At 39.0% G+C, this 22729-nt stretch carries 20 protein-coding genes; 9 read left to right on the top strand and 11 right to left on the bottom strand.

The window, feature by feature from the left end; translation table 11 throughout:
* Window positions 1–13: 13 nt before the first annotated feature.
* Complete coding sequence (locus tag AC3CAU_RS04460; RefSeq protein WP_447054346.1) at window positions 14–1789, bottom strand: DNA/RNA helicase domain-containing protein; 1776 nt, start codon at window positions 1787–1789, stop codon at window positions 14–16.
* A gap of 85 nt (window positions 1790–1874) precedes the next feature.
* Entirely contained in the window at window positions 1875–4238 is a 2364-nt protein-coding gene (locus AC3CAU_RS04455) for a Tex family protein (RefSeq protein ID WP_447053727.1), read from the bottom strand.
* Between the two features lie 336 nt (window positions 4239–4574).
* Between AC3CAU_RS04455 and ompR the strand changes: the two genes are divergently transcribed.
* From ompR to scpC, 3 genes are all read left to right on the top strand, one after another.
* Window positions 4575–5339 (top strand): osmolarity response regulator transcription factor OmpR, encoded by a 765-nt coding sequence (gene ompR, locus AC3CAU_RS04450; RefSeq protein WP_067726874.1) that lies wholly within the window; start codon window positions 4575–4577, stop codon window positions 5337–5339.
* A 275-nt stretch (window positions 5340–5614) separates the two neighbouring features.
* Window positions 5615–7075, top strand: coding sequence for an ATP-binding protein (locus tag AC3CAU_RS04445; RefSeq protein WP_447053728.1), 1461 nt, complete (start codon window positions 5615–5617; stop codon window positions 7073–7075).
* Window positions 7076–7280: 205 nt separating this feature from the next.
* A complete protein-coding gene (scpC, locus tag AC3CAU_RS04440) occupies window positions 7281–8798 on the top strand; it encodes a succinyl-CoA:acetate CoA-transferase ScpC (protein WP_424621551.1) in 1518 nt (505 codons plus the stop codon).
* Between the two features lie 143 nt (window positions 8799–8941).
* Here the strand turns inward: scpC and AC3CAU_RS04435 are convergent, their stop codons facing one another.
* On the bottom strand, window positions 8942–9691 hold the full coding sequence (locus tag AC3CAU_RS04435) for a hypothetical protein (RefSeq protein WP_447053729.1): 750 nt from the start codon (window positions 9689–9691) through the stop codon (window positions 8942–8944).
* Window positions 9692–9871: 180 nt separating this feature from the next.
* Between AC3CAU_RS04435 and AC3CAU_RS04430 the strand changes: the two genes are divergently transcribed.
* On the top strand, window positions 9872–10570 hold the full coding sequence (locus AC3CAU_RS04430) for a DsbA family oxidoreductase (protein WP_447053730.1): 699 nt from the start codon (window positions 9872–9874) through the stop codon (window positions 10568–10570).
* A 91-nt stretch (window positions 10571–10661) separates the two neighbouring features.
* On the opposite strand, the gene AC3CAU_RS04425 is transcribed toward AC3CAU_RS04430, so the two are convergent.
* Window positions 10662–10862: a dodecin family protein gene (locus tag AC3CAU_RS04425; protein WP_067868960.1), complete on the bottom strand. Its 201-nt coding sequence runs from the start codon at window positions 10860–10862 to the stop codon at window positions 10662–10664.
* A 243-nt stretch (window positions 10863–11105) separates the two neighbouring features.
* Between AC3CAU_RS04425 and AC3CAU_RS04420 the strand changes: the two genes are divergently transcribed.
* The 5 genes from AC3CAU_RS04420 to AC3CAU_RS04400 all read left to right on the top strand — a co-directional run bounded on the left by AC3CAU_RS04420 (window position 11106) and on the right by AC3CAU_RS04400 (window position 14938).
* Entirely contained in the window at window positions 11106–11333 is a 228-nt protein-coding gene (locus AC3CAU_RS04420; protein ID WP_131218239.1) for a glycine zipper domain-containing protein, read from the top strand.
* Window positions 11334–11555: 222 nt separating this feature from the next.
* Window positions 11556–11741 carry a hypothetical protein gene (locus AC3CAU_RS04415; RefSeq protein ID WP_131218241.1) on the top strand — a complete coding sequence of 62 codons (186 nt, stop codon included), beginning with the start codon at window positions 11556–11558 and terminating at the stop codon, window positions 11739–11741.
* A gap of 343 nt (window positions 11742–12084) precedes the next feature.
* Window positions 12085–12264 (top strand): hypothetical protein, encoded by a 180-nt coding sequence (locus tag AC3CAU_RS04410; protein WP_131218243.1) that lies wholly within the window; start codon window positions 12085–12087, stop codon window positions 12262–12264.
* A gap of 10 nt (window positions 12265–12274) precedes the next feature.
* The gene (locus tag AC3CAU_RS04405; RefSeq protein ID WP_447053731.1) at window positions 12275–13729 is read left to right on the top strand and encodes a hypothetical protein; all 1455 of its coding nucleotides are present in this window, start codon (window positions 12275–12277) and stop codon (window positions 13727–13729) included.
* Between the two features lie 144 nt (window positions 13730–13873).
* Entirely contained in the window at window positions 13874–14938 is a 1065-nt protein-coding gene (locus AC3CAU_RS04400) for a hypothetical protein (protein ID WP_447053732.1), read from the top strand.
* A 90-nt stretch (window positions 14939–15028) separates the two neighbouring features.
* Here the strand turns inward: AC3CAU_RS04400 and htpG are convergent, their stop codons facing one another.
* The 7 genes from htpG to AC3CAU_RS04365 form a co-directional block, all read right to left on the bottom strand.
* Window positions 15029–16948, bottom strand: a complete 1920-nt coding sequence (htpG, locus tag AC3CAU_RS04395) for a molecular chaperone HtpG (RefSeq protein ID WP_131218249.1) — start codon at window positions 16946–16948, stop codon at window positions 15029–15031.
* 93 nt (window positions 16949–17041) lie between these two features.
* Window positions 17042–17386 (bottom strand): lysozyme inhibitor LprI family protein, encoded by a 345-nt coding sequence (locus tag AC3CAU_RS04390; RefSeq protein WP_131218251.1) that lies wholly within the window; start codon window positions 17384–17386, stop codon window positions 17042–17044.
* Between the two features lie 165 nt (window positions 17387–17551).
* On the bottom strand, window positions 17552–18214 hold the full coding sequence (locus tag AC3CAU_RS04385; protein ID WP_424621540.1) for an OmpW/AlkL family protein: 663 nt from the start codon (window positions 18212–18214) through the stop codon (window positions 17552–17554).
* Between the two features lie 319 nt (window positions 18215–18533).
* Window positions 18534–19946: a Na+/H+ antiporter family protein gene (locus tag AC3CAU_RS04380; RefSeq protein WP_447053734.1), complete on the bottom strand. Its 1413-nt coding sequence runs from the start codon at window positions 19944–19946 to the stop codon at window positions 18534–18536.
* 129 nt (window positions 19947–20075) lie between these two features.
* Entirely contained in the window at window positions 20076–20945 is an 870-nt protein-coding gene (locus AC3CAU_RS04375) for an alpha/beta fold hydrolase (protein ID WP_447053735.1), read from the bottom strand.
* A gap of 655 nt (window positions 20946–21600) precedes the next feature.
* Window positions 21601–21960: a YMGG-like glycine zipper-containing protein gene (locus AC3CAU_RS04370; protein ID WP_131218258.1), complete on the bottom strand. Its 360-nt coding sequence runs from the start codon at window positions 21958–21960 to the stop codon at window positions 21601–21603.
* Window positions 21961–22097: 137 nt separating this feature from the next.
* Entirely contained in the window at window positions 22098–22640 is a 543-nt protein-coding gene (locus AC3CAU_RS04365; RefSeq protein ID WP_424621534.1) for a hypothetical protein, read from the bottom strand.
* Window positions 22641–22729 lie beyond the last annotated feature (89 nt).

The raw sequence follows: 22729 nt of genomic DNA, 5'->3' as shown, positions 1-22729 counted from the left end.
GGGAGGTTTTTCTTTAAATTATTTCTTCAAAGCCACATGTCTTTAAATATTTGTATGTGCTGTCATATTTTGACTTTGGACGTGTCCAATCACAATCATCCACATTCGGAATATAAATCACCATTCCTTGTCGAGCTCGAGTCAATAACATCCGATATGCATTTAACAAATATTTCTGTTTTTCATTCTGTTTTATCTGTTGCCAACAGGTCCCTTTAAACGACTGATACCGCCATCCATTATCATAGTAAAAATTGATATCCCAAGCCAAACATGTAAAGTCTATTTCTAAGCCTTGTATATCAAACTCAGTCGCTATTTCCTCTAAATAATAAGAAGACCGAACATCTGTCTTATAGTTTAGAAACCAATCTGCTGGAGATATTTTATTTTTTACATCTATTCCATCTGCTTTCAATCGTCGCGCACCAGAACTCGCAATTACTCCATAACGCTCAGAGCCTTTAGCTTTTGTCTTAAGCCATTTTTTCTGTTCAGTTTCAGCTAAATAAACGGGCTCGTTCAAAACTTTATCTGAATAATAAATATTCCAATTTGGATAATTCTGTCTTAATGCCGAAATCCACTCCGTGACACCAGCCTCTCCGGTGTTAATTTCTTGCCCACCCCCAATTAGACAGACAATGACACACCAATCCTGGTGACGATCCATGACTCGAATCAAAAACTCAGGCTCAGACATATCAAAGTCATCAATGCCCTTTTTTTGTTTCATAAAATTAGAAACTTGTTCTTTTTTCCACGCTCTTTGGGCTTCATCAAAAATAACGACCTTCTCAATCGGAACTTCTGCCGACTTTAAATAATGGTCACGAAAGTGATGAATATTTTGAATAAATGTTTTTGCCCCCCGTTCAGCCTCTGAGCGTTTAATGTTTTTAGCTACACTTTTTCCAATTTCTACAGTATTACGGGTTAAAGCTTCTCTTAACACATCGACCAAAGGACCATTTCCAGATAAGAATACTGAATGCTCCGACTCATCTACCTTCAATCTTTGATTAGCAATATTTAATCCTGCTAAAGTCTTTCCAGCACCAGGAACCCCAGTTAAAAAACAAATTGCTTTCTGATTGTTTTGCTTACTTTTTTCAATAATTGATTCAATCTTTTTTGAGGTTAACTCTAGATTAATAGCACCCGCATCGCTGCGAGAAATCTCTTCAACTTGATGCCCTTGATAAAGTGCCTGAGCTGCTTCAATAATCGTAGGTGTAGGTTTATAAATTGAATTTAACCAGCTCATTGCATCAATACGCTCTAAACCTGCATATTGCTGAATAATCTGTTCTATTGTTTCTTTTAAATTTAACTCATTGCAACACACAACTTCCTCAAGGTTTATTACCTCAGACCAGTCGATCTCTTTCTCATCCGCCTGTGTCGCAACCAATACAGGAATAACCTTTCGGTTATAGCTTTCTGCATGAAAATTAAGTAAATCCAGACAGTAATCAATGGTTTGTGTCTTTGCATAAGACGAATATTCTTTTTCACCTACCTTAAATTCAATGACAAAAATTAAATTTTTAATAATCAAAATATTATCAACTCGTTTTCCCATACGAGGAATTGAAAACTCAAAAAATAAATGTCCTTCTTCAAATTCGGCAAAGCTATTTTTTAAAATTTGAATTTGTTTAAGCCATGCATTTTTTTGTCGTTCTTCCAGTGCAAATTGATGTGCTTGGGTCAAAACACCAAAAATCTCTTCGGACGAAGTAGAAGTGAAATTTTGAATTATATTGTGGTAATAACTACGAAGCATTTTCACTTTAAATTATATATTTAATATATTGAAATATAAAATAAAAAACCTCCCACTTGGGAGGTTTTATTTTAGCCAATAAAGATTATTTTGAACCTTTAATTCCGGCTTGTAATAACAATGCACCTAAACCACCAATTTTTTGCTCTTGTGGTTTAGCAGATTGAGGTTTTTTCGCGTGTGGACGATCACCCTGAGGACGTACATTTTGCGGACGCTTCGCTTGTGGCTTACGTTCACCACGTTGCTCAGTCTGAGCATTTTGCTCACGGCGTGGCTGACGTGGCGCTTTAGCGGGTGCTTCTGAACCTTCAGGACGCATAGACAAGTTGACACGATTACGTTCAGCATCTACTTGCAATACACGGACTTGAACAATTTGACCCGGTTTCACTACTTTATGTGGATCCGATACAAATTCATTGGCAAGTTCAGAAATATGCACTAAACCGTCTTGGTGTACACCAACATCGACAAATGCACCGAAGTTGGTCACATTGGTGATCACGCCTTCAAGTTGCAAGCCTTCAGTCAGTTGCGATACTTCGGTAATGTCTTCACGGAATTTTGCAGTACGGAATTCTGGACGTGGGTCACGACCTGGTTTTTCAAGTTCGCTCAGTACGTCTTGAATGGTAGGCAAACCGAATTTGTCATCTGCAAATGCTTCAGCATTTACCTGACGAATGATTTCAGAATTACCAATGATGTCTTTTACCGTAGTTGCTTTTGCTTCAACAATTTTGCTCACCAACGCATAGCTTTCAGGGTGAACGGCTGATGCATCCAATGGTTCAGAACCATCTTGAATACGCAAGAAACCTGCTGCCTGTTCAAAAGTACGTTCACCTAAACGAGGTACATTTTTCAAGGCTTGACGGTTGTCAAAACGGCCATTTTCTTTACGGTAATCAAAAATCTGCTGTGCAATCGATTTGTTCAAACCTGCGATATACGACAGGATTGCAGGAGATGCAGTATTTACATCTACACCGACTGAGTTCACACAGTCTTCAACCACAGCTTCAAGCGTTTTCGCGAGTCCTGTTTGGTTTACGTCATGTTGATATTGACCTACACCAATCGACTTAGGATCAATCTTTACCAGTTCCGCTAGCGGATCTTGTAGACGACGGGCAATCGATACCGCACCACGAATTGAAACGTCTAGCTCTGGAAGCTCTTGTGATGCCAGTTCAGAAGCTGAATAAACCGACGCACCCGCTTCAGATACTGAAACGCGAGTAAGGTTCAAGTCTGCATTTGCAGCCATCATTTCCGCAACCACTGCTTCAGTCTCACGGCTTGCCGTACCATTCCCAATTGCAATTAAATCAACATTGAATTCACGGCAAAGACGCGTAAGTTCAGCAATTGAACCTTCTTTGTCTTCTTTTGGTGCAAATGGGTAAATGGTACTGTGTGCAACAACATCACCAGAAGCATTAACCACGGCCAATTTCACACCGGTACGGATGCCAGGATCGACACCTAAAGTGGTACGCGCGCCTGCTGGTGCAGAAAGCAATAAATGACGCAAGTTTTCTGCAAAGACTTCCATAGCCTCGCTTTCAGCAGCCAAACGTTTTTCAGTCAACAATGAATGTTCGATTTGTGGACGAACTTTACCTAACCAGAACAACTTAGCAGTTTGTTTCAAGTAATCTGCACGCGCCTGTGGTTGAACCGAATCAAGATTGTATTCGGTTTCAATACGCGCTAAGAGTGCATCATCTTCACCATCCACCTTTAAGCCCAATACGTTTTCTTGACGGCCACGTAACATTGCAAGCAAGCGGTGTGAAGGGACTTTATTGAAGTTTTCAGAGAAATCGAAGTAATCGCGGAATTTCTTACCGACTTCTTTTTTCTCTTCACTTGCCACTGCGCTTTTTAAAACAGCAGTTTTCGCAAAGCTCGCTTTTAATTCTGTAGTCAAAGCAATGTTTTGCGCCCAGTCATCAATCAGAATGTGCTGGATCGCATCAAGCTGACTTTCTACATCTGGATAATCTTCATGACTAAAGCCAGCTAAAGCTTCAGTCGGATCAACTTGCTCTGTAAAGATTTTTTCCGCGATTGGACCCAAGCCTGCTTCTTTGGCTTTAAATGATTTGCTGGTACGTTTTGGGCGGTACGGCGCGTAAAGCTCTTCTAAAGCATTCTTGGTTTCAGCAGCGTTGACGCGATTCAATAAATCATCTGACAATTTATTTTGTTCTTTCAGAGATTCAATCACCTTTTCACGGCGCTCAAATAAATCGCGCAGATATGATAAACGCGTGTCGAGTTGGCGTAACTGCGTATCGTCTAAGCCCTGAGTTACTTCTTTACGGTAACGTGCAATAAAAGGAACGCTTGCACCCTCATCAATTAGCTTGATGGCAGCTTCTACTTGATTTGGACGTACGGCAATTTCTTTTGCTAACTGCTGAACTAAGTCAGTCATCGTGTTTGATCCCACAAGGATAAGTACTAAATGGCATGATTATAAAGACCAAGACCATAAAATCCACAATTGTTTTTATTAAATTTATAAGTGGTCAATATTGCCAATCAATGTGACTTTTATAATTGCCTACAAAATTAATTGATAAGTAGATTTTTAATCTGAATATTCAGCAAGATCAACTACAATTTAGATGTATACATTTAGTATCTATGTCTTGATTTTACCTGCTATATTTGTTGCTTTAGAGCATAGTAAACAGATACAAATGAATCGTATACTCAAGACTATCCGAACTTTTGTTTACGATGACAATAAAGAATAAAGGAGCACATCATGAGTTTAGTTGTACCTGCTGAAAAAACAGATCCAGTACAAAACGAAACTGATCGCGTCGAACGCATTCTCGTTGTAGATGATGATGTGCGTTTACGTACGTTATTACAGCGCTTTCTAGAAGATAAAGGCTTCGTGGTCAAAACTGCACACGACGCAACACAAATGGATCGTTTATTACAGCGCGAACTTTTCTCCCTGATCGTGCTCGATTTCATGTTACCCGTGGAAGATGGCTTAAGCATTTGCCGTCGTTTACGCCAGTCCAATATCGATACACCAATTATCATGCTGACTGCACGCGGCAGTGACTCTGACCGTATTGCAGGACTTGAAGCCGGTGCAGATGACTACTTGCCAAAACCATTTAACCCAAATGAACTTTTAGCACGTATTCGTGCAGTACTACGTCGTCAAGTACGCGAAGTTCCAGGTGCACCTAGCCAGCACATGGAAGTGGTCAGCTTTGGTCCATGGTCACTGGATTTATCGACACGTACCCTGACCCGTGAAGGTCAAGTGGTAACGCTGACTACAGGTGAGTTCGCAGTACTTAAAGCACTGGTGCAACATCCGCGTGAACCGTTGACGCGTGACAAGTTGATGAATCTTGCCCGTGGTCGTGAATGGGGTGCGATGGAACGCTCGATTGATGTTCAGGTATCTCGTTTACGTCGTCTGGTTGAAGAAAATCCTGCCCGTGCACGCTACATTCAAACCGTTTGGGGCGTAGGTTATGTGTTTGTTCCAGATGGCGCGGAATAATGACTACAATGTTTGAATACAAAGCCATTTGTTATTCAAACTGAGATTAGATACGCATGCATGCCATTCACAACCTGCCCTTCATTCGATAAATGTTGTTTCTGCGATGCTCTAAGTAAACAGATAACAGTGAACAGGTTTTGTGGATGGCAAAAGTTTTTGGTTACTTTTTTCGAAAAAGTGACCTGTTGAGCTCCTTCCAATAAACGGACAAACAGGAAGACTCCGCTATTAGCCTTAAATTGTTCGCCCCAAATTCACCATAGGAATCAGGTGTGAAACTCGAACCCATCGACCCACAGAAATTTACTGATTTTGAGACTTATTCGGAAAAGAAGCGAACCCGCTCGGAACGCTTTTTTGACAAGATTAAGCCGCGTTCTGCTGCAATGCGTACCACTGTGCTGGTATTATTCATTGTATTCTTCAGTTTATTTATGTCGTTATGGTTCTTTTGGCGTACGCTTTATTTGCCTGAGATTCAGCAGCATGCACGTTATTTAGGTGTTGAACTAGAAATTATCAATAATCCAGATTTACGTATTTTTCATAATAATGCCGAAGTGGATGTCGATACCTGGTTAAAAAACCGCGTCGGAATTGAATACGTTATCGACCCGAAAGAATATCCGAGTGTGCGTGATAAAGTCATTGCCGAGTTTTTTACCAACCAAATTGAGAAAAAGTTAGCCAAAGAACTGAAAGTTGAAAATGTGACAGTCTATTTCCAGTTTAAGCCGAGTCCGCGTATTTGGATTCAAACCCCTGAAATGAATGGCCATTGGGTACGTGAACCCTTAAAAACCTATGCCAACTATAGCCCGGAACTGGTGTTTGGCTGGTTGCTTGGTGTGCCACTGATTGCTGCTGCAATTATTTTGACCTTGGTTCGCCAATTAAATCGCCCCTTACGTCGTCTGCAAAATGCGGCAAATAACTATAGTAAAACCGGTTCTGCTCCTTATCTGGAAACCAACCATGGTCCTCAAGAAATTCGTGAAGTAAACCAAGCGTTTAATCAAATGATTTATACCCTGGATCAGACTGAGCGTGACCGCCGTATTATGCTGGCAGGAATTTCACATGACTTGCGTACACCCTTGACCCGAATTCGCTTAAGCGCAGAAATGATGCCTGATGAAGACTTTCTTAAAGAAGGTTTGATTTATGATGTAGAAGATATGGATGCAATTCTTGATCAGTTCATTTCATACATGCGAGATGGCTCAGATGAGGAATTACAAGACACTGACATTAATATGCTGTTACAAGAATTAGTCATTCAATTCAAACCTTTAGATATCCGTTTTACAGCCCAAGATATACCCCTCATTCAGGCCCGTAGCCAGTCTTTAAAACGTATGATTGGTAATTTAATTAATAACTCGAAACGTTATGGTGCTGAACCTATTGAATTATCAGCCAAAGTTGAAAATGAGCATATTTATATTAGTGTTGTGGACAACGGAGATGGTATTCCAGAAGATCAGATTGAAGACTTGATGCAACCGTTTGTGCGAGGCAATGAAGCACGTACCATACAAGGTAGTGGTTTGGGTTTAGCCATTGTGAAACGTATTGTCGACATGCATCAGGGGCAACTTACAATTCACAATCGCCCTCAAGGCGGGTTGGAAGCGCTTATTTGTTTACCTATTCTTCACAATCAAACAGAAGAAGAGGTTGCTCCAACTACTTTGGGAAAAATTAAACAAACATTGACTGAACACTTTTAACAATTGCGCAAATAACACCCAAACAGTTTTGTTTAACTATTAATCTGTTATTTTTTAGGCCTTTAAAATCAATACATTAAAACCCATAAAAAATCGTTATACCCACATTTTTTCAAAAAATTAGACCTTAGCCTAACAGGCATGCACAATTCCTTTTTAGGGCGGTACAATCCACCTAGTTTTGAACAAGAATTGAGCGTAAACCATGTCTTTAGATCGTATTCGTTTAGCATCACTTCATGACAAAGTCATGAATGCAGAACAAGCTGCTACTTTTATCCAAGATGGTATGACTGTAGGTATGAGTGGATTTACTCGTGCAGGTGAAGCGAAAGCTGTTCCTTTGGCACTTGTAAAGCAAGCTCACAGTAATCCTTTGAAAATTACTTTAATTACTGGCGCGAGTCTTGGTAACGACTTAGACAAACAATTAACTGAAGCGGGTGTTCTTGCTCGCCGTTTACCTTTCCAAGTGGATAACACTTTACGTAAAGCCATCAACCAAGGCGAAGTGATGTTCATCGATCAGCATTTGTCTGAAACCGTTGAACAAATGCGTAACCTTCAGCTTAAAAAACCGGATATTGCAATTATTGAAGCAGTTGCAATTACTGAAGATGGCGGCATCATCCCAACCACATCTGTAGGTAACTCTGCAAGTTTTGCCATTTTTGCTGAAAAAGTAATTGTAGAAATTAACACGAACTTAAGCCCTGCTTTTGAAGGCTTACACGATATTTATATCCCGACTTATCGTCCAACACGTCAAGCAATTCCTTTGACTCAAGTAGATGAACGTATTGGTACACATGCGATCAACATCGATCCTGCTAAAATTGTTGGTATTGTCATTAACAATGAATATCATGACTCTCCATCTACTGTGACCCTTCCAGATGATGAAACTCAAGGTATTGCCAACCATTTGATCAATTTCTTTGAACAAGAAGTTGCTGAAGGTCGTTTACCGAAAGATTTAGGCCCCTTACAAGCAGGGATTGGTTCTATTGCCAACGCAGTATTGACCGGTCTTAAAGATTCAAACTTTGAAGATTTAGTGATGTATTCTGAAGTACTGCAAGACTGTACTTTCGAATTGATTGATGCCGGTAAAATGAAATTTGCATCAGGTTCATCAATTACGCTTTCTGCTAAATATGGCGAAAAAGTATTTAACAATCTAGAAGCGTACAAAGACAAACTGGTACTTCGTCCACAAGAAATTTCTAACCACCCTGAATTGGTTCGTCGTTTAGGAATTATCGGCATCAATACTGCGCTCGAGTTTGATATTTACGGTAACGTAAACTCAACTCACGTTTGCGGTACTAAAATGATGAACGGTATTGGTGGTTCAGGTGACTTCGCACGTAATGCTCACTTGGCAATCTTTGTGACCAAGTCGATTGCAAAAGGTGGTGACATCTCTTCAATCGTACCAATGGCATCACATATCGACCATACTGAGCATGATGTTGATATTCTTGTGACTGAACAGGGTCTTGCCGACTTACGTGGTTTAGCACCACGTGAACGCGCTCGTGCAATCATCGACAACTGTGCGCATCCAATGTATCGTGATGCATTGAATGATTACTTTGACCGTTCATGTGCAAAAGGTGGCCATACTCCTCACCTGCTTCGTGAAGCGCTTTCATGGCACTCTAACTTTGAAGAAACTGGCCATATGCTTGCGGCTCAGCCAGAAGCTAAAATTGCTTAATCACAAAGATTGAATGACATTAAAAAAGCGTACTTCGGTACGCTTTTTTAATTTTAAGAAAATGAATTCCAAGCCGGTCATTTCTTTTACATAAAAAAATTAAATTCAATCCTGATCTGTTCAGGATAATGCACGTTCAAACCCTATAAATGCTGTTCCACCGCTTGGCGATTTTGCTTTTTAATTTTTTCCATTTCTGCATTTAACTGCAATACCTCCTGATACAAGGCATTAAATTGCTTTAAAGGTTGATCTTCATAAAACATAAAGGTTTTGTTCTTTTTCTCCCATTTATTATTTTTCAGAATTTCAAACAAAGCATCGGCTTTAGTTAATATTTGCAACTCCAATGCAAATAAAGCATGGGTTTTATCACTGTCTCGACTTTCACGCAGGCTATCCGTTAACTGATGTCGCAGATTGGCTTTAATGGATAAATGCTTAGCTCGCGTTAAAGTATCCTCTTCACGTTGCTGGGTTTGTTGTTGATACTGTGCGGCTAGAAGATGGGCCTGTTTCAACATCTGCTCAGTCTCTACAAACTTTTGTTTACGGTCTTGATCCAAGCGGTCAATATTTAAAAATTCATCCCAATGAATTGCTTTAAGCGCTCGTAAATACTCATTCCTGGCTTCAGCATTTTGAATCATCTGACTCAGCACAAAGTCAGCCATCACTTTATAGTCGCCCTGTAAACGATTATCTGACACATTGATATTAATCGGTTCAGACCAGTCTTGCGCTTGTTCATAAATGAGTTCTGCTTTTTCATACAATACAGTCTGGTAATCCTTAAGTTGACTCAGGTCATTTTGTTGTACCGAATACTGATAAAACAGCCAACCAAATATGGTACATGTCGCCAATCCTAAGATGAGAAAAATCCTTGGCATGCGAAACTCCCCTATACTGACTTTTTCATAGCATAACCCGATTCAAAAGCATTCTGCTTATTTATTCCGCTCAAACAGATCGCATTTTTCTGGCACGATTCAACTTTAATTCAATTTTCATGCTTTAAATTTTTATCTGCACCCCCATCAATATAGGCAATAAAAGATTCGAGATTTCTCATGCGCGTAGATATTTGGTCAGATGTGGTTTGCCCATTTTGTTATATTGGTAAAAAACGTCTTGAAGCTGCTGCTGAACAAGCAGGTTTAGAACTTGAAGTTCACTGGCATAGTTATGAATTAGATCCGGAAGCGCCAATCCGTCAGGAAGTTTCAAACTCTGAACGTCTCGCGCAGAAATACGGACGCACAGTTGCAGAGGTTGAGGAAATGCAACGTAATATTGCCACTATGGCAGCTGAGGAAGCAATTCAATTCAATTGGGAAAATGCCAACTCAGGTAACACCTTTAATGCGCATCGCATTATTCACTTGGCTCAAAGTAAAGGATTGGGTTCAGAAGCCAAAGAAGCTTTTTTCTATAGTTATATGACTCAAGGTTTACCGATTGGTGAACGTGAAACAATTGAAGACGTTGCTGCACGCATTGGCTTAAATCCAGTTGAAGTGGAAGATGTTTTAAACTCAGAAGAATATGCTGATTTCGTTAAATTTGATGAAGAAGTCGCACGTGATCAATTAAAAGTCACCGGTGTACCGTTTTTTGTGTTTGATCAACGCATTGCATTGGCTGGCGCACAACCGCGTGAAGTGTTTTTACAAGTCTTTGAAAAAGCTTTGGAAGCCCCTCAAGTGGAAGTCAAAACCGATGAGGCAGCAGTCTGCAAAGATGATCTCTGTGATATTTCAGAAAAGTAATTCTATCTCATCTTAGATGACAGTGATTTACAATCTCTGTTAATTAAAAATCCCCTGCTTAGGGGATTTTTTAACTTCAAGCTGCATCAAGCTAATCGACCAAGAAACTAATTTTTAAATTTACCCGATACTCAGTAATTTTATTGTCCTTAATTACTACTTTTTGCTCATTAATCCATGCACCCTGCACATTTTTTATTGTTTCGGTCACTTTCTCAATACCGGTCTGAATTGCATCTTCAAAACTTTTATTACTGCTTGAATTAACTTCAACAACCTTTGCGATAGCCATCGTTTCAACCTCGAGTTTTATTTTTGTGAATCCAGATCATAGGATATTTTCTAAACAAAATTTTGGGTTTTAACATTACACCGCAAAAACTTACACGTAAGACACAATACCAATATCAGCGATTTAGTTCTTACAAAACACAACTTATATATACAAGGCTTTGACACAACCAGAGGCACAATTCGCTAGTCTGATATGCGGAACATTTAAGTTCTCAATCATTCAACTTTATAAGAGGTAAATATGAATACTGAAGCTCAAAATTCTAGTGTTGATTCAACTGCAGATTCTACGTCTGGACAGCGCTCAAGCATGAAATCGCCTTTTTCACCTACGGTCACGGGTGCTTTGATTGGTGCTGTTGCGGGAAGTATATTACCTGTATTCGGTACCGTGAGTGGCGCTATTATTGGCGGCATTTCTGGTAAAGTTTATGAGAAAAAATGCCAAAGCAAATGTCATAAAAATTGATATTTTTAAACCATTTAAGACAGATTGTGGAAAGACAATCTGTCTTAGAGCAAAAACTCTAAATATATGATTTATATAATAATTTAAACTCACCGTTCATTTTTTTCCTGCCTCAAGTACTTCCATAACTTGCTCACTTTTTGATACCCTTTACGTGAAATATATTTTATTTATCTCCCTTGCCTATTTTTTTAGGCATCCTTTCACCTAAAGGAAATAATGATGAACGCTATTCAATCTGTTTTGGCTATCGCTGTTGTGGCTTTTTCTGCAAATGTATCTGCTCAAATTGTTTTTGTTCCAGATTTCCCTGCTAAAAAGGCAGTTGAAACTGTAAATGCGGAACAAAAAGCCCCTGCTTCTGAAGCCGTAGAGCAGACTAAAATGACTGTGAAAAAACCAGCATAAGAGCTAGCTTATTCCATAAAAAACAGACTGACCTAACTCAGTCTGTTTTTTATGTCAAAAATTAATTTTATTTTCTTTCATGCTACTTATACTTAATACAAAATCTCGAGCACCAATTAATCTATTTATTTTCAATTTGATGAAAAATAAAACAATAACTCACGATCTATTTTGCGACTTTAGCCGTAAAAAATTTGAATATTTTTTATCTAAAATTTACATTCTATGCTGTTTATGTCTATAAATGCTCAAAATATGACAATATTTCTCAATGCTTTTTCTTTTTAAATCCATATAATCAAAGTATTAACTTAATAACTTCATTGAGTGAAACCATTTTCTTATGTATGAACTTCAAGCGCTCATTCAAGGTAAAATTCCTCCGCAAGCCATTAACATTGATCGTTTGATTGTGCTCGCTGAAGGCTATCCAATACCCAACTCTGCAGAATATAAATTACTTGAGCTTGCTATTAATATGGTATTGGCAAGTTATCTAGAAAAAGCACAAAAATATCTCTAGAGATCGGTTTATGAATGCCTTAGAAAAAGCTTTGCTGGTTAAAGAATTACATCATTTGCTAAATGATTTGGAACATGGTTCTTTATCTTTTTTTGAAATTGCAAAATCAAAATCGCGTTTAATCGAAATTTTTCGTTTATGTGATGAACCCATTTTTAAAAAACAACTTTTAAAATTTAAGTCTCAAACTCAACCTGAGCAAGCCGCAACAGATTTTGCGAATCAAACGCTATTTAAACTTTCTTATCGTGGTTTTTTTCAACAAGATCATGATTTGCAACAAGCACTTTACCAAAATGCTGAATCAGGTTGGGCCATTTTGTACCGTCCTGCACAAGGTTGGCAAATGTGGTTAATTCCAGCCTCAAACCGCAGCGCATTGACAAGTGTTTGGGGGAGTCTAGATGATATTTATCGGTGGATGCTAGAACAGCAACAACGCTATAGCTGCCTGAAAACTGACGATAAGTTAAAACAAAAACCGGGCATGTTAGAACAACCCATTACCCTTACTTCAGCCAAACCCGAAACAAATTTGAGTCCGGATACACCTGCAATACAGCAACAAAATCAGGTCTATAATTCAAGTTTGCTTGAACCCAAAGTTGATATCATTCCTGCTTCCGACCATGTAAACCGCATCGCTTCAGAAGTGCAGCAAACGAATACGCAAGGTATTAATGAACTGCCCCCTATATCAGAGGATAATCCACAGGCAATTCCTGCAATAACAAATCAAAAATCAATCAGTAAGGATTTTCCCCAAACAGTAGAACTAGCCTCGTATATTGCGCATCTTCAACCGCTTCATGAAAAAATTGCTGCAGAAGCGGTATATGGTTTAGAAGTCCCAAGTCTTCCAGAAATTTCTCAATATGTTGATTTACTCATCCATGCTTCAGATTTAGAAAACTGGCAAGAACGTCCGATTTATCTGGCTGAACAAATCGATTCGCAGAATTGTTTTAGGAAATATTTAGTGTTGTTCGGCGTTGAAAATCAAATCCAAACGGTTCATGTAATGCATAGATTTACTGAACCATACCAACACCGTATCGCTGCGATTAAAGAAATTTCCTGGGAAGACCTTGCAGAAACCTTTACCGGTTTCGATGCGCTATTTTATAGCTATGCACAAAAAGCAGCTTTAATTTGGAAAAATGAAAACTATCTTCCGTTTATTCCTGCACAACTTTTCCAAACACAAAAATTTATTCAATTTGAGGAAAGTCCTGCTGACTTTAAGACACCGCTACTCCTACTAAAAGAGCGGCAAAAAATTCGGGTGATTCATGGGCAAAACCGTTTAAATCTGTCACAAACTGAATCTGCTTATCCTTATTTTTTATTAGAACGTCACCACGGTGTAAGCTGGCAATTGATTCAGAATATTATTAACCAAATGAAATCTCCAATCGACTGTTATCAATTATATGAGGCAATTCAAAAACATATTTCGGATTAAGTTTTATTTTTTTGTAGCCAAAGCTTGCTTTTTTATCGCAATTTTTACAAGACTATCGAATAACCAGAATCTAAGAGCAAGGATATGCCCCAAAAGAAAATAATTTTATCAAAATCCCTGTTATTTATACTGTTATCTGGGATCATGAGTGCTTCAAATGGATCGGAGAACTCAGAAAAAAGTACTGACTTACCCACGAGTTCAATTTCGACTCAGGATGAAGATCATAGTTTGCTGTATCAAATTCCAAGTTGGGTTGATGCGCTGCCAACATTTTTGCCACAGCAGTCAAATGAGCCTATTGTTCCTCCCACCTTACAAACTGCCGATCGAACTTGGTTAGACCGCAACCAGCTTAAAGTTCGCGACTGGGCAGATCATACTTCGCATAAAATTGATAATTGGTTTGGCGAAACAGATCCAGAAAAACCCGCATCTGCGACCTTACGTGTGATCGTGGACAACAGCTGGAATAAACATGATGGTTATGAAATTAAACCGCGTATTCGAGGCAAAATTAAACTTCCCACTTTAGAGCGCAAACTCAGCTTAGTTTTTGGTGATGACTCCCTAGACAATGAACTGGATAATAATGTGGCCATTACCAATGAAAATCCAGGTAATAGCACCGATAAAACCTTAGATCGGCAACGTACCCGTGAAAATAACAGTTCTTTTGCATTTCGCTGGTCAGATTTTTCCAAGCGCCTGCCTTTTGAAACTGATGTAGATTTAGGTCTTCGTTCAGGAGATGATGTTTATTTGCGGCTAAAAGCCTCGAAAGATTGGCAACTGGAAAATGATTTCACCTTTCATGCTGAGCAAATTTATCGCTATGGTATTGATAGCAAAAATTATTTAAGAACAAACCTTGAGCTTACCCATGCCCGTCCAAATCAAGCCATTCTTTCCAATCAGCTCAATCTTACCTATGCCGATGATCAAGATGATGACCTGACCTGGGATAACAACCTGTTTAGACAGCATCAGTTTTTTCATGAAAATACCTTTAGTTATGGTATCTATACCGGCGGTTTTTTAAACAATAATGACTTGCGTTTAAATAGCTGGGGGCCCTTCGTTTCATGGCGACAACCCTTATGGCGTGAATGGTTCTATGTGCAAGGTAATTTAAACTATCTTAATAATCATCGAGATGATCGCAGTCATTTCATTGGTGCATCGGTGCGTTTAGAAGCATTGTTTTAATTAGGCTTAAGCAGGTTTATTTACTTACTCTTCAGATAATTTTCAATAAAAAAACCTCCCTAAGGAGGTTTTTTATTGTCTAGAATAGACTTATTTCAACAATAAACTATTAATACGTTTTACATATTCAGCTGGGTCATCAGGCAATCCCCCTTCTGCAATTACGGCCTGATCAAAGATCACATTGGCCAAATCATCAAACTGGTTCGATTCCTCCAGTTTTTTTACTAAAGGATGTTCAGGATTAATTTCCAGAATCGGTTTGCTTTCCGGAATAGTCTGGCCTGCCTGTTTCAACATACGAATCAATTGCGGAGAAAGCTCTCCTTCACCCGTCACCAAACATGCAGGAGAATCAACCAAACGCGTAGTTACACGGACTTCTTTGGTTTTGGCTTTGAGTGAGTCTGAAAGTTTATCTATAACAGGTTTAAACTGTTCAGCAGCAGCTTCTAACGCCTTCTTCTCCTCAGCATCTTGCAAGTCGCCCAAGTCCACTGCACCCTTAGATACATTTTGCATAGGCGTACCATCAAATTCATTGACGAATTCCATCGCCCATTCATCGACACGATCCGCCATCAATAGCACTTCGATGCCTTTTTTCTTGAACAGTTCCAATTGTGGCGAGTTTTTCGCAGCAGTTAAACTGTCCGCAGTGACATAATAAATCGCTTTCTGGCCATCCTTCATGCGAGCTTTATAATCTGCCAATGAAGTTGAAATCTCATCATTGGTTGAGGTCGAGAAGCGTAATAGTTTTAAAATACGTTCACGGTTACCAAAATCTTCACCCAAACCTTCTTTAATCACTGAACCAAATTCAGCATAGAATTGTTTGAATTTCTCCTGATCTTTTTCATCTTCCGACTTCGCCAAACTATCTAGCATAGTCAAGATACGGCGAGTATTACCTTCACGAATGGTTTTCACATCACGGCTTTCTTGTAGCAGTTCACGGCTAACATTCAGCGGAAGATCAGCACTGTCCACGACCCCCTGAACAAAACGCAAATAATTTGGAATCAGGTTATCCGCTTCATCCATAATGAAAACGCGTTTTACATACAGTTTAATACCTGCTTTGGCTTCACGGGTGAAAATATTGTTTGCTGCTTTACTCGGTATATAAAGTAACTGCGTATATTCAGTGCTACCTTCAACTCTATTGTGCGCCCACGCCAAAGGTGCTTCAAAGTCATGGCTTAAGTTCTTATAAAACTCTGTATATTGCTCGTCAGTGATCTCATTCTTATTTCGAGTCCAAAGGGCACTGGCAGAGTTAATCGCTTCCCATTCATCCGTTTTGACCATTTGACCTGGTTTAGCTTCTTCACCTTCAACCGTTTCTTCTTGCTGCCAAATTTCTTTTTGCATTTCAATTGGCAAACTGATGTGGTCAGAATATTTATTGATGATTTGCTTAACTTTATAAGATTCTAAATACTCAAGCGCATTGTCACGCAAATGTAAAATGATATCTGTTCCACGTGAAGCCTTGGTGATTTGTTCAACTTCAAAATCACCTGTACCGGTACTGATCCAGCGTACTCCTTCAGCAGTATCGGCAGCAGCATGACGTGATTCAACAGTAATTTTTTCGGCCACAATAAAACCGGAATAGAAACCGACCCCAAACTGACCAATCAATTGCGCATCGGCTTTTTGGTCACCCGACAGTCTAGACATAAAGTCTTTGGTGCCTGATTTGGCAATGGTTCCTAAGTTATCAATGGCTTCTTGTTCAGTTAAACCAATACCGTTGTCTGAAATGGTGATGGTTTTATTGTCTTTATCTAGACTGACACGAACATGCAGTTCCGGATCATTTTCATAATATTCAGGATGGTTAATCCCTTCAAAACGCAACTTATCACAGGCATCAGACGCATTCGAAATCAGTTCGCGTAAGAAAATATCAGGATTTGAATAAAGTGAATGTGTCACCAAATGGAGAAGTTGGGCTACTTCTGCCTGAAAACTATGTTTTTGTGTACTTTGTTCGCTCATCAGTCACTCCTTAAATTCATCAAACACTTTTTATTGAATGCTTAATGAATGGAGTGACTTAAGAAATTTTCAATAGTAAATAATAAATTTTTCTTAAAATGGACCCTGTCTATAAACACGATCCATATACATATCCAGTTTTTGTTGACGCATTTTATATACTTCAATAAGACAATTACGAGAATTGCCACATTGATCGCGTAATTGTAACCACTTCACCTGTTCATCCTGAATAACGCCACGTGTTCCCATAGGAACCAGACGCTTAATAATATTATAGGTAGTTGCCATTTTTACATCGGCATCATTTACAGCCCGATGCTCACAAATAGCTTGCTCTGTCTGTGTTCGGGCATGATCACAATTGAAACTCGCGGCATAAACAGATCCACTGAATAGGCTAAAAAAGACCATACTGTAGCAGTTGAATAATTTCATGATTTGTTCTTCTCTTTTTAGCTTATTTTCTATCATCAACTTAAACAAAATTTTGCTCATTAAACAGTGTCAATGTGCTCAATCTATGTGATTTATTGTAAGTTTTTCATTAAAAAACCTCATCTATAAAGATGAGGTTTATTGACGCTGATTTTTACTTTTATCTTAGAATTTGTAGCTATAACCGAGTGTATAAACCCAAGGATTTACTTCTAAATCACCCAGTTTAACTTTAGTGCCATCAACAGTTTTTGCATTCAATTCGGTTTCTACCGCTGCATAACGTACGTCCGCAAAAACACCCCAATTTTTTGCATCAGCAGGTTGGAAGTTAAAACCGACTTGTCCGGCAACACCATAAGCGACCTCTGCTTCTAACTTTTCAGCACCAGTTAGCGCTTGAGCGTCTGCAGATAATTTTTCACCCCAAGGAATAACCACTGTCGCACCGAGACCTACATAGGGTGTAAAACCGGTAGAATTTTTAAAATTATATTTTGCAGTAAGGGTTGGAGGCAAATGTTTAAAGTTGGCCACCTCCCCTAAACCTTCTAGTTCCACATCATGTTTAAAAGGTGCAGCTAAAAGTAATTCAACAGAAATCGGCGAGTTATTAAAGAAATACTCTATAGAAGGAGTAAAGTTAATTTCATTACTAATTTCAGATTTTAATGCAGCTGAACCACCTGTAGCTAAAGGTACATTTAAAGTACCGTTATCATCATTTTGTGGTGCCAAAGCAGAAGCACCCAATTTCACCTGCCAATCTCCGGCCATCGCTGAAACAGACATCCCCAATAATGTAATAAAAGCAGTTTGCTTTAACATTTTAAATACCCCGTTGAAGAATAATAACAATAATTTTCAAACATTAATTAATAATAAACACGAGACAAATTAATATGCAACAGCGATTAATTAATAATAATTAAATTTATTTTTAAGCAATTGATAATATTAAATATTTATTTTAAATTGACTAACTTGGTTGGTTTTAAATACCAACCAAGTTAATCAGGTTTATTATTATATTCTGAGTTTATTACTCGGATTTATTATATTAAATTATTTAAAACATTTATTTTAAATACATCTATTAATATTATACATAAAATAAAATCAAACTAAATTAAAATATTAGTTTAGATTAAAGAACCATTGCAGCAATCCATCCAAATACCAATAATGGAATATTAAAATGGATAAATGTTGGAACCACCGTATCCCAGATATGGTCATGTTGACCGTCTACGCCCAAACCTGCTGTAGGTCCCAAGGTTGAATCCGAAGCTGGAGAACCCGCATCACCCAATGCAGCTGCAGTACCAATTAAAGCCACGGTCGCCAATGGCGAGAAGCCAAATTGTACGCAAAGAGGTACATAAATCACCGCTAAAACCGGCACACTAGAGAAAGAAGAACCAATCCCGATGGTCACAAACAAGCCAATAAATAGCATTAAGAATGCAGCCAAAGCTTTATTGTCCCCAATCAGGTGCACCACGCCATTGACCAGACTATTGATGTCACCGGTATGGGTCATGACTGATGCAAAACCGGCAGCTGAAATCATGATAAAGCCGACCAATGCCATCATGCGCATGCCTTGTACAAAGACATCATCGGCATCTTGCCATTTGAAGATTCCTGCACCTGACAGCACCGCAAAACCAACCAATCCACCCAAGATCATTGAACCTGAATACAACTGTGCAATCAAAGTCAAAACAATCGCGAGCAATGCCATAAAAATGGTTTTTTTCGCAATCACCGGGGCTTGTTCAGCTTCCTGTTGTAACTCTTTCGCATCGGCTGCTAAATTGATTTCACCTGCACGAATAGGTCTGTCTAAATCAATCGTGGTCACACGTGCAACCGCATGATCAATATAATGACGCGGTTTTCGATAGCTCACAAATACTGCAGTAAGCGTACCAATAAGCATACCAATCACAGGAATCGCCATACCCATAGGCATCATCCAGCGATCGACATGCAAATCGTAAGCAGCACCAATTTTATTGATATTACCCATCAAAATTTGGTCAAGGAAAATGGCACCGAAGCCTACAGGAAGGAAAATATAGGTTCCAACTAAGCCCATAGTCATTACACAAGCTGCTGCACGACGGTCTAAATTCATGTGATTCATCACTTTTAATAAAGGAGGAACCAAGACCGGAATAAAGGCAATATGCACAGGAATTAAATTTTGCGAGCAAATTGCGGCAATCAGTAAAATACTTAAAAGTAAATATTTCACTTTTTTGGCTCTTTGATGGCTCGCTTCTGCGCCCAACAAGCCAATTAATTTATGTGCTAACAAATCAGGTAAACCCGATTTTGACAAGGCTAAAGCAAAAGCACCCAATACCGCATAAGCGAGGGCAACTTCTGCCCCATCGCCTAGACCGGCATTAAACGCAGCTACGGTATCTGACAAACTTAGTCCTGCAACCAAGCCACCAATAATCGCTGAAATGACCAAAGTCAAAACAACAGAAACTCGTGCCAGTGAGAGAATAAACATCACGGCAATCGCAATTACTACTGCATTCATGGAAATTTTGAGGAAGATGAAAAGCCGATATTTTAGCAGATCCAACCCATTGAAACTGTAAATTGCTTGCTTTTATCCGTCATGTAAATTTCCATTTAAATTCAGATAATTAAATACAAGTAAATAGTTTTAAATCTGTTGCAATGCAAAGCTACGAATATAATCTGCGACCAACTCGGGTTGACTTAATATTGCCCAATGATTGGCATCAATATCTACACGCTGAAAATTTTCAGCCCATTTCGGCATTTCATCAATCAGTTCAGGACTGACAAAATTGTCTCGTTTCAGCACAATCGCCTGGACGGGACAAACTGCAAAACGCTGACGTGGCTGAGTTAAGCGTGGCAAAAAATTGGCACGATATAGCCCGATTCCATGTTTTCCATCTGATGCAATATGAGGATTTAAAGCTAAGTTTTTTTTGTGCTCTAACTTTTCCAGAATTTTACCCCATTTTTCAGGAGTGAAGAAATTCCATACCGTAGGTGCCAGTAATGGCAGTTGAAATACTGCAATATACCAAGACTTGGTCAGTTGTTTAAAGAACCTAGGCTTATGCTGTTTAAATTGATTACGCATCCAAAATGCAGCATGGTCTAAACATGGGCCTGAAATCGTACTATAAGACAAAATTCGAGCTCTAAATTTAGCTTCGGTGACCGACTCCCAAGACTGGATAGAACCCCAGTCATGCGCTGCCAAATGAAAAGGTCGATCTTTTAATACAGCATTGACTACAGTTTCCAAATCTAAAGACAACTGCTCTAAACGATAGTCACGAATACGTGCTGGAATGGAAGACTGACCTGCTCCGCGCACATCATAAGTAACAATATAAAAATCTTGAATCAGTTCCTGAATAATCGGCTCCCACACTTCTTGATTATCAGGATAACCATGAACCAATACTAAAGCCGGGTTTTCATCGCTCCCCCACGTTTTTACATAAAGACGCTGTTGATCTTGGGTCGCTATCCATTGAGTTTTCGCTTGCATAATCCTTTCTCATTTTTTATTGACTATTTATCTTGACGATTGGGCAACCTGATCAATGCCCCAATTTTAGTTCTACTCTAGTATGGTCTGGGTAGCTATAAAAACAATTGACCCATATGCGCCTTTTAAAAAAACTACAGACAATATCTGCAACCTTTAGACCCATGATCAATCCCTATGCACTTTAGCGTGACACAGGTATTAAATTGAAAAAAAATGAGTGTGGCAAATGATCACATTCCTGTGGAAATGCTTTTGACGCGTAAAAATCAAAATGTGGTTGAGGTAGATTTTGAAGGAAGCGTGTACTGCATGGTCGATCCGTTTTTATACTTTTACTGATACATCATCTCGGATCCCAATATATCGTCTTGAATAAACCGGCTCATATTGATTTTCTATGTCCTGATCGCAGCAGCACCGTATCTACTGATATTTGCCAAGATGGCGCTGAAATAGTATGGTCTTAGAGAGCTAATTTATATTTAAGCTGTTATACATCGCAAATATATGGTCCATATTTTTGATGAGGCGGTATCCGTATTGCAGAAGTTGGAGAAGCTGTCTATATCCGTAGAAAAGAGCCCAAACCTATTATCCGATAATAAAAAAGCGCTTACTAATTAAGCGCTTTTATTTTAACTGACATGTTGAATTAACGTTTTTTCTGTTCGATGGCAGCTCCGGCACCCCCACCAATCGCACCACCAATGGCAGCACCGGCATTACCACCAAATACACCCTTACCGACTGCAGAACCAATGGCACCGCCTACCCCACTATAAGTGGCATTACGGTTAGAACCGCCTTGGGTTTTACTCCCCACTGCTGCACCTGCACCACCACCGACTGCTGCACCTACGCCACCGCCGACTTTATTACCTACACCGCCACCCACTGCACCACCCAGTGCTGCTGCGCCAATGCGTTGTTCCCTTGGAGACATCGAATCACAACCCACCAGCATGAAAGTTGACAGGGTTGCCATTGCCATTACACTCATTAACTTTTTCATGGGATTTCTCTCCTTTTTTCATTCTTTTAGCTTATGCCTATTTTATGAAAGCAATGATCCTAAAATGTTATCTATTACAGCTAAAATGCAGCATTTTGTAAAAAAACCTGAAACATTTTTGAGTTCTTTATTTGGGTTTATTCATCTTCACTGAGTATCACAATATCTTTAGTCCTTTCTCCATTTTCAGTTAAAACTGCATGTGAGGTTTGAAGGTTGTTTTTTACATTCTTATTCTGATCTAACTTTAATGTTCTTTTCACTGGATCTTGGCCTGGCTTAAACTCCACTCCTTCAGCATCAATTTTTTTAGTTTCAGCAACGGTTTCTCCGGCTTGCTTTACTTGGCTAGACACTTCAATTTTAGAAGTGGAAATAATTATGCCTCCTTTTTTAAGCACTGGAACGGCAAGTTTTTTCTCCGAAAATTGGGTTTGGTTATCTTCTAAATAAACTTCACGTGCAAGAATATCTTTACCCTTATTTGTCACTTCAAAAATCGTGGCATCCACGCTTCGAACCGGTGGTTGTCCTTTGACCTTACGAATCACTTCGGTCTTTAATACCGGCACTACCGCTTTATCTTGTACCACAATGGTAGGTGGCATGGGCGCAGCAAAACTGCTACCAGCACATGTGGTAAGGATAGCTATACTTAAGGCTTTTTGTAGATATTTCATTTTAAATTATCCTTTAATATCTTATTAATACTTTTAATTACAATAAGTCATAAATTTAAACTTTATTTTATTACTATAAAAAGAATGTG

The organism is Acinetobacter sp. GG23 (genome assembly GCF_057766365.1).
This window is presented reverse-complemented; position numbering and strand designations above follow the sequence as displayed.

Bases quoted from the DNA above. Each gene is read 5' to 3' on its own strand.
- AC3CAU_RS04400 (WP_447053732.1), top strand. From the start codon at position 13,874: ATGAGTGCTTCAAATGGATCGGAGAACTCAGAAAAAAGTACTGACTTA.
- AC3CAU_RS04385 (WP_424621540.1), bottom strand. From the start codon at position 18,214: ATGTTAAAGCAAACTGCTTTTATTACATTATTGGGGATGTCTGTTTCA.
- htpG (WP_131218249.1), bottom strand. From the start codon at position 16,948: ATGAGCGAACAAAGTACACAAAAACATAGTTTTCAGGCAGAAGTAGCC.
- AC3CAU_RS04435 (WP_447053729.1), bottom strand. From the start codon at position 9,691: ATGCCAAGGATTTTTCTCATCTTAGGATTGGCGACATGTACCATATTT.
- AC3CAU_RS04455 (WP_447053727.1), bottom strand. From the start codon at position 4,238: ATGACTGACTTAGTTCAGCAGTTAGCAAAAGAAATTGCCGTACGTCCA.
- AC3CAU_RS04405 (WP_447053731.1), top strand. From the start codon at position 12,275: ATGAATGCCTTAGAAAAAGCTTTGCTGGTTAAAGAATTACATCATTTG.
- AC3CAU_RS04365 (WP_424621534.1), bottom strand. From the start codon at position 22,640: ATGAAATATCTACAAAAAGCCTTAAGTATAGCTATCCTTACCACATGT.
- AC3CAU_RS04415 (WP_131218241.1), top strand. From the start codon at position 11,556: ATGAACGCTATTCAATCTGTTTTGGCTATCGCTGTTGTGGCTTTTTCT.
- AC3CAU_RS04425 (WP_067868960.1), bottom strand. From the start codon at position 10,862: ATGGCTATCGCAAAGGTTGTTGAAGTTAATTCAAGCAGTAATAAAAGT.
- AC3CAU_RS04460 (WP_447054346.1), bottom strand. From the start codon at position 1,789: ATGCTTCGTAGTTATTACCACAATATAATTCAAAATTTCACTTCTACT.
- AC3CAU_RS04380 (WP_447053734.1), bottom strand. From the start codon at position 19,946: ATGAATGCAGTAGTAATTGCGATTGCCGTGATGTTTATTCTCTCACTG.
- scpC (WP_424621551.1), top strand. From the start codon at position 7,281: ATGTCTTTAGATCGTATTCGTTTAGCATCACTTCATGACAAAGTCATG.
- AC3CAU_RS04430 (WP_447053730.1), top strand. From the start codon at position 9,872: ATGCGCGTAGATATTTGGTCAGATGTGGTTTGCCCATTTTGTTATATT.
- ompR (WP_067726874.1), top strand. From the start codon at position 4,575: ATGAGTTTAGTTGTACCTGCTGAAAAAACAGATCCAGTACAAAACGAA.
- AC3CAU_RS04410 (WP_131218243.1), top strand. From the start codon at position 12,085: ATGTATGAACTTCAAGCGCTCATTCAAGGTAAAATTCCTCCGCAAGCC.
- AC3CAU_RS04420 (WP_131218239.1), top strand. From the start codon at position 11,106: ATGAATACTGAAGCTCAAAATTCTAGTGTTGATTCAACTGCAGATTCT.
- AC3CAU_RS04370 (WP_131218258.1), bottom strand. From the start codon at position 21,960: ATGAAAAAGTTAATGAGTGTAATGGCAATGGCAACCCTGTCAACTTTC.
- AC3CAU_RS04375 (WP_447053735.1), bottom strand. From the start codon at position 20,945: ATGCAAGCGAAAACTCAATGGATAGCGACCCAAGATCAACAGCGTCTT.
- AC3CAU_RS04390 (WP_131218251.1), bottom strand. From the start codon at position 17,386: ATGAAATTATTCAACTGCTACAGTATGGTCTTTTTTAGCCTATTCAGT.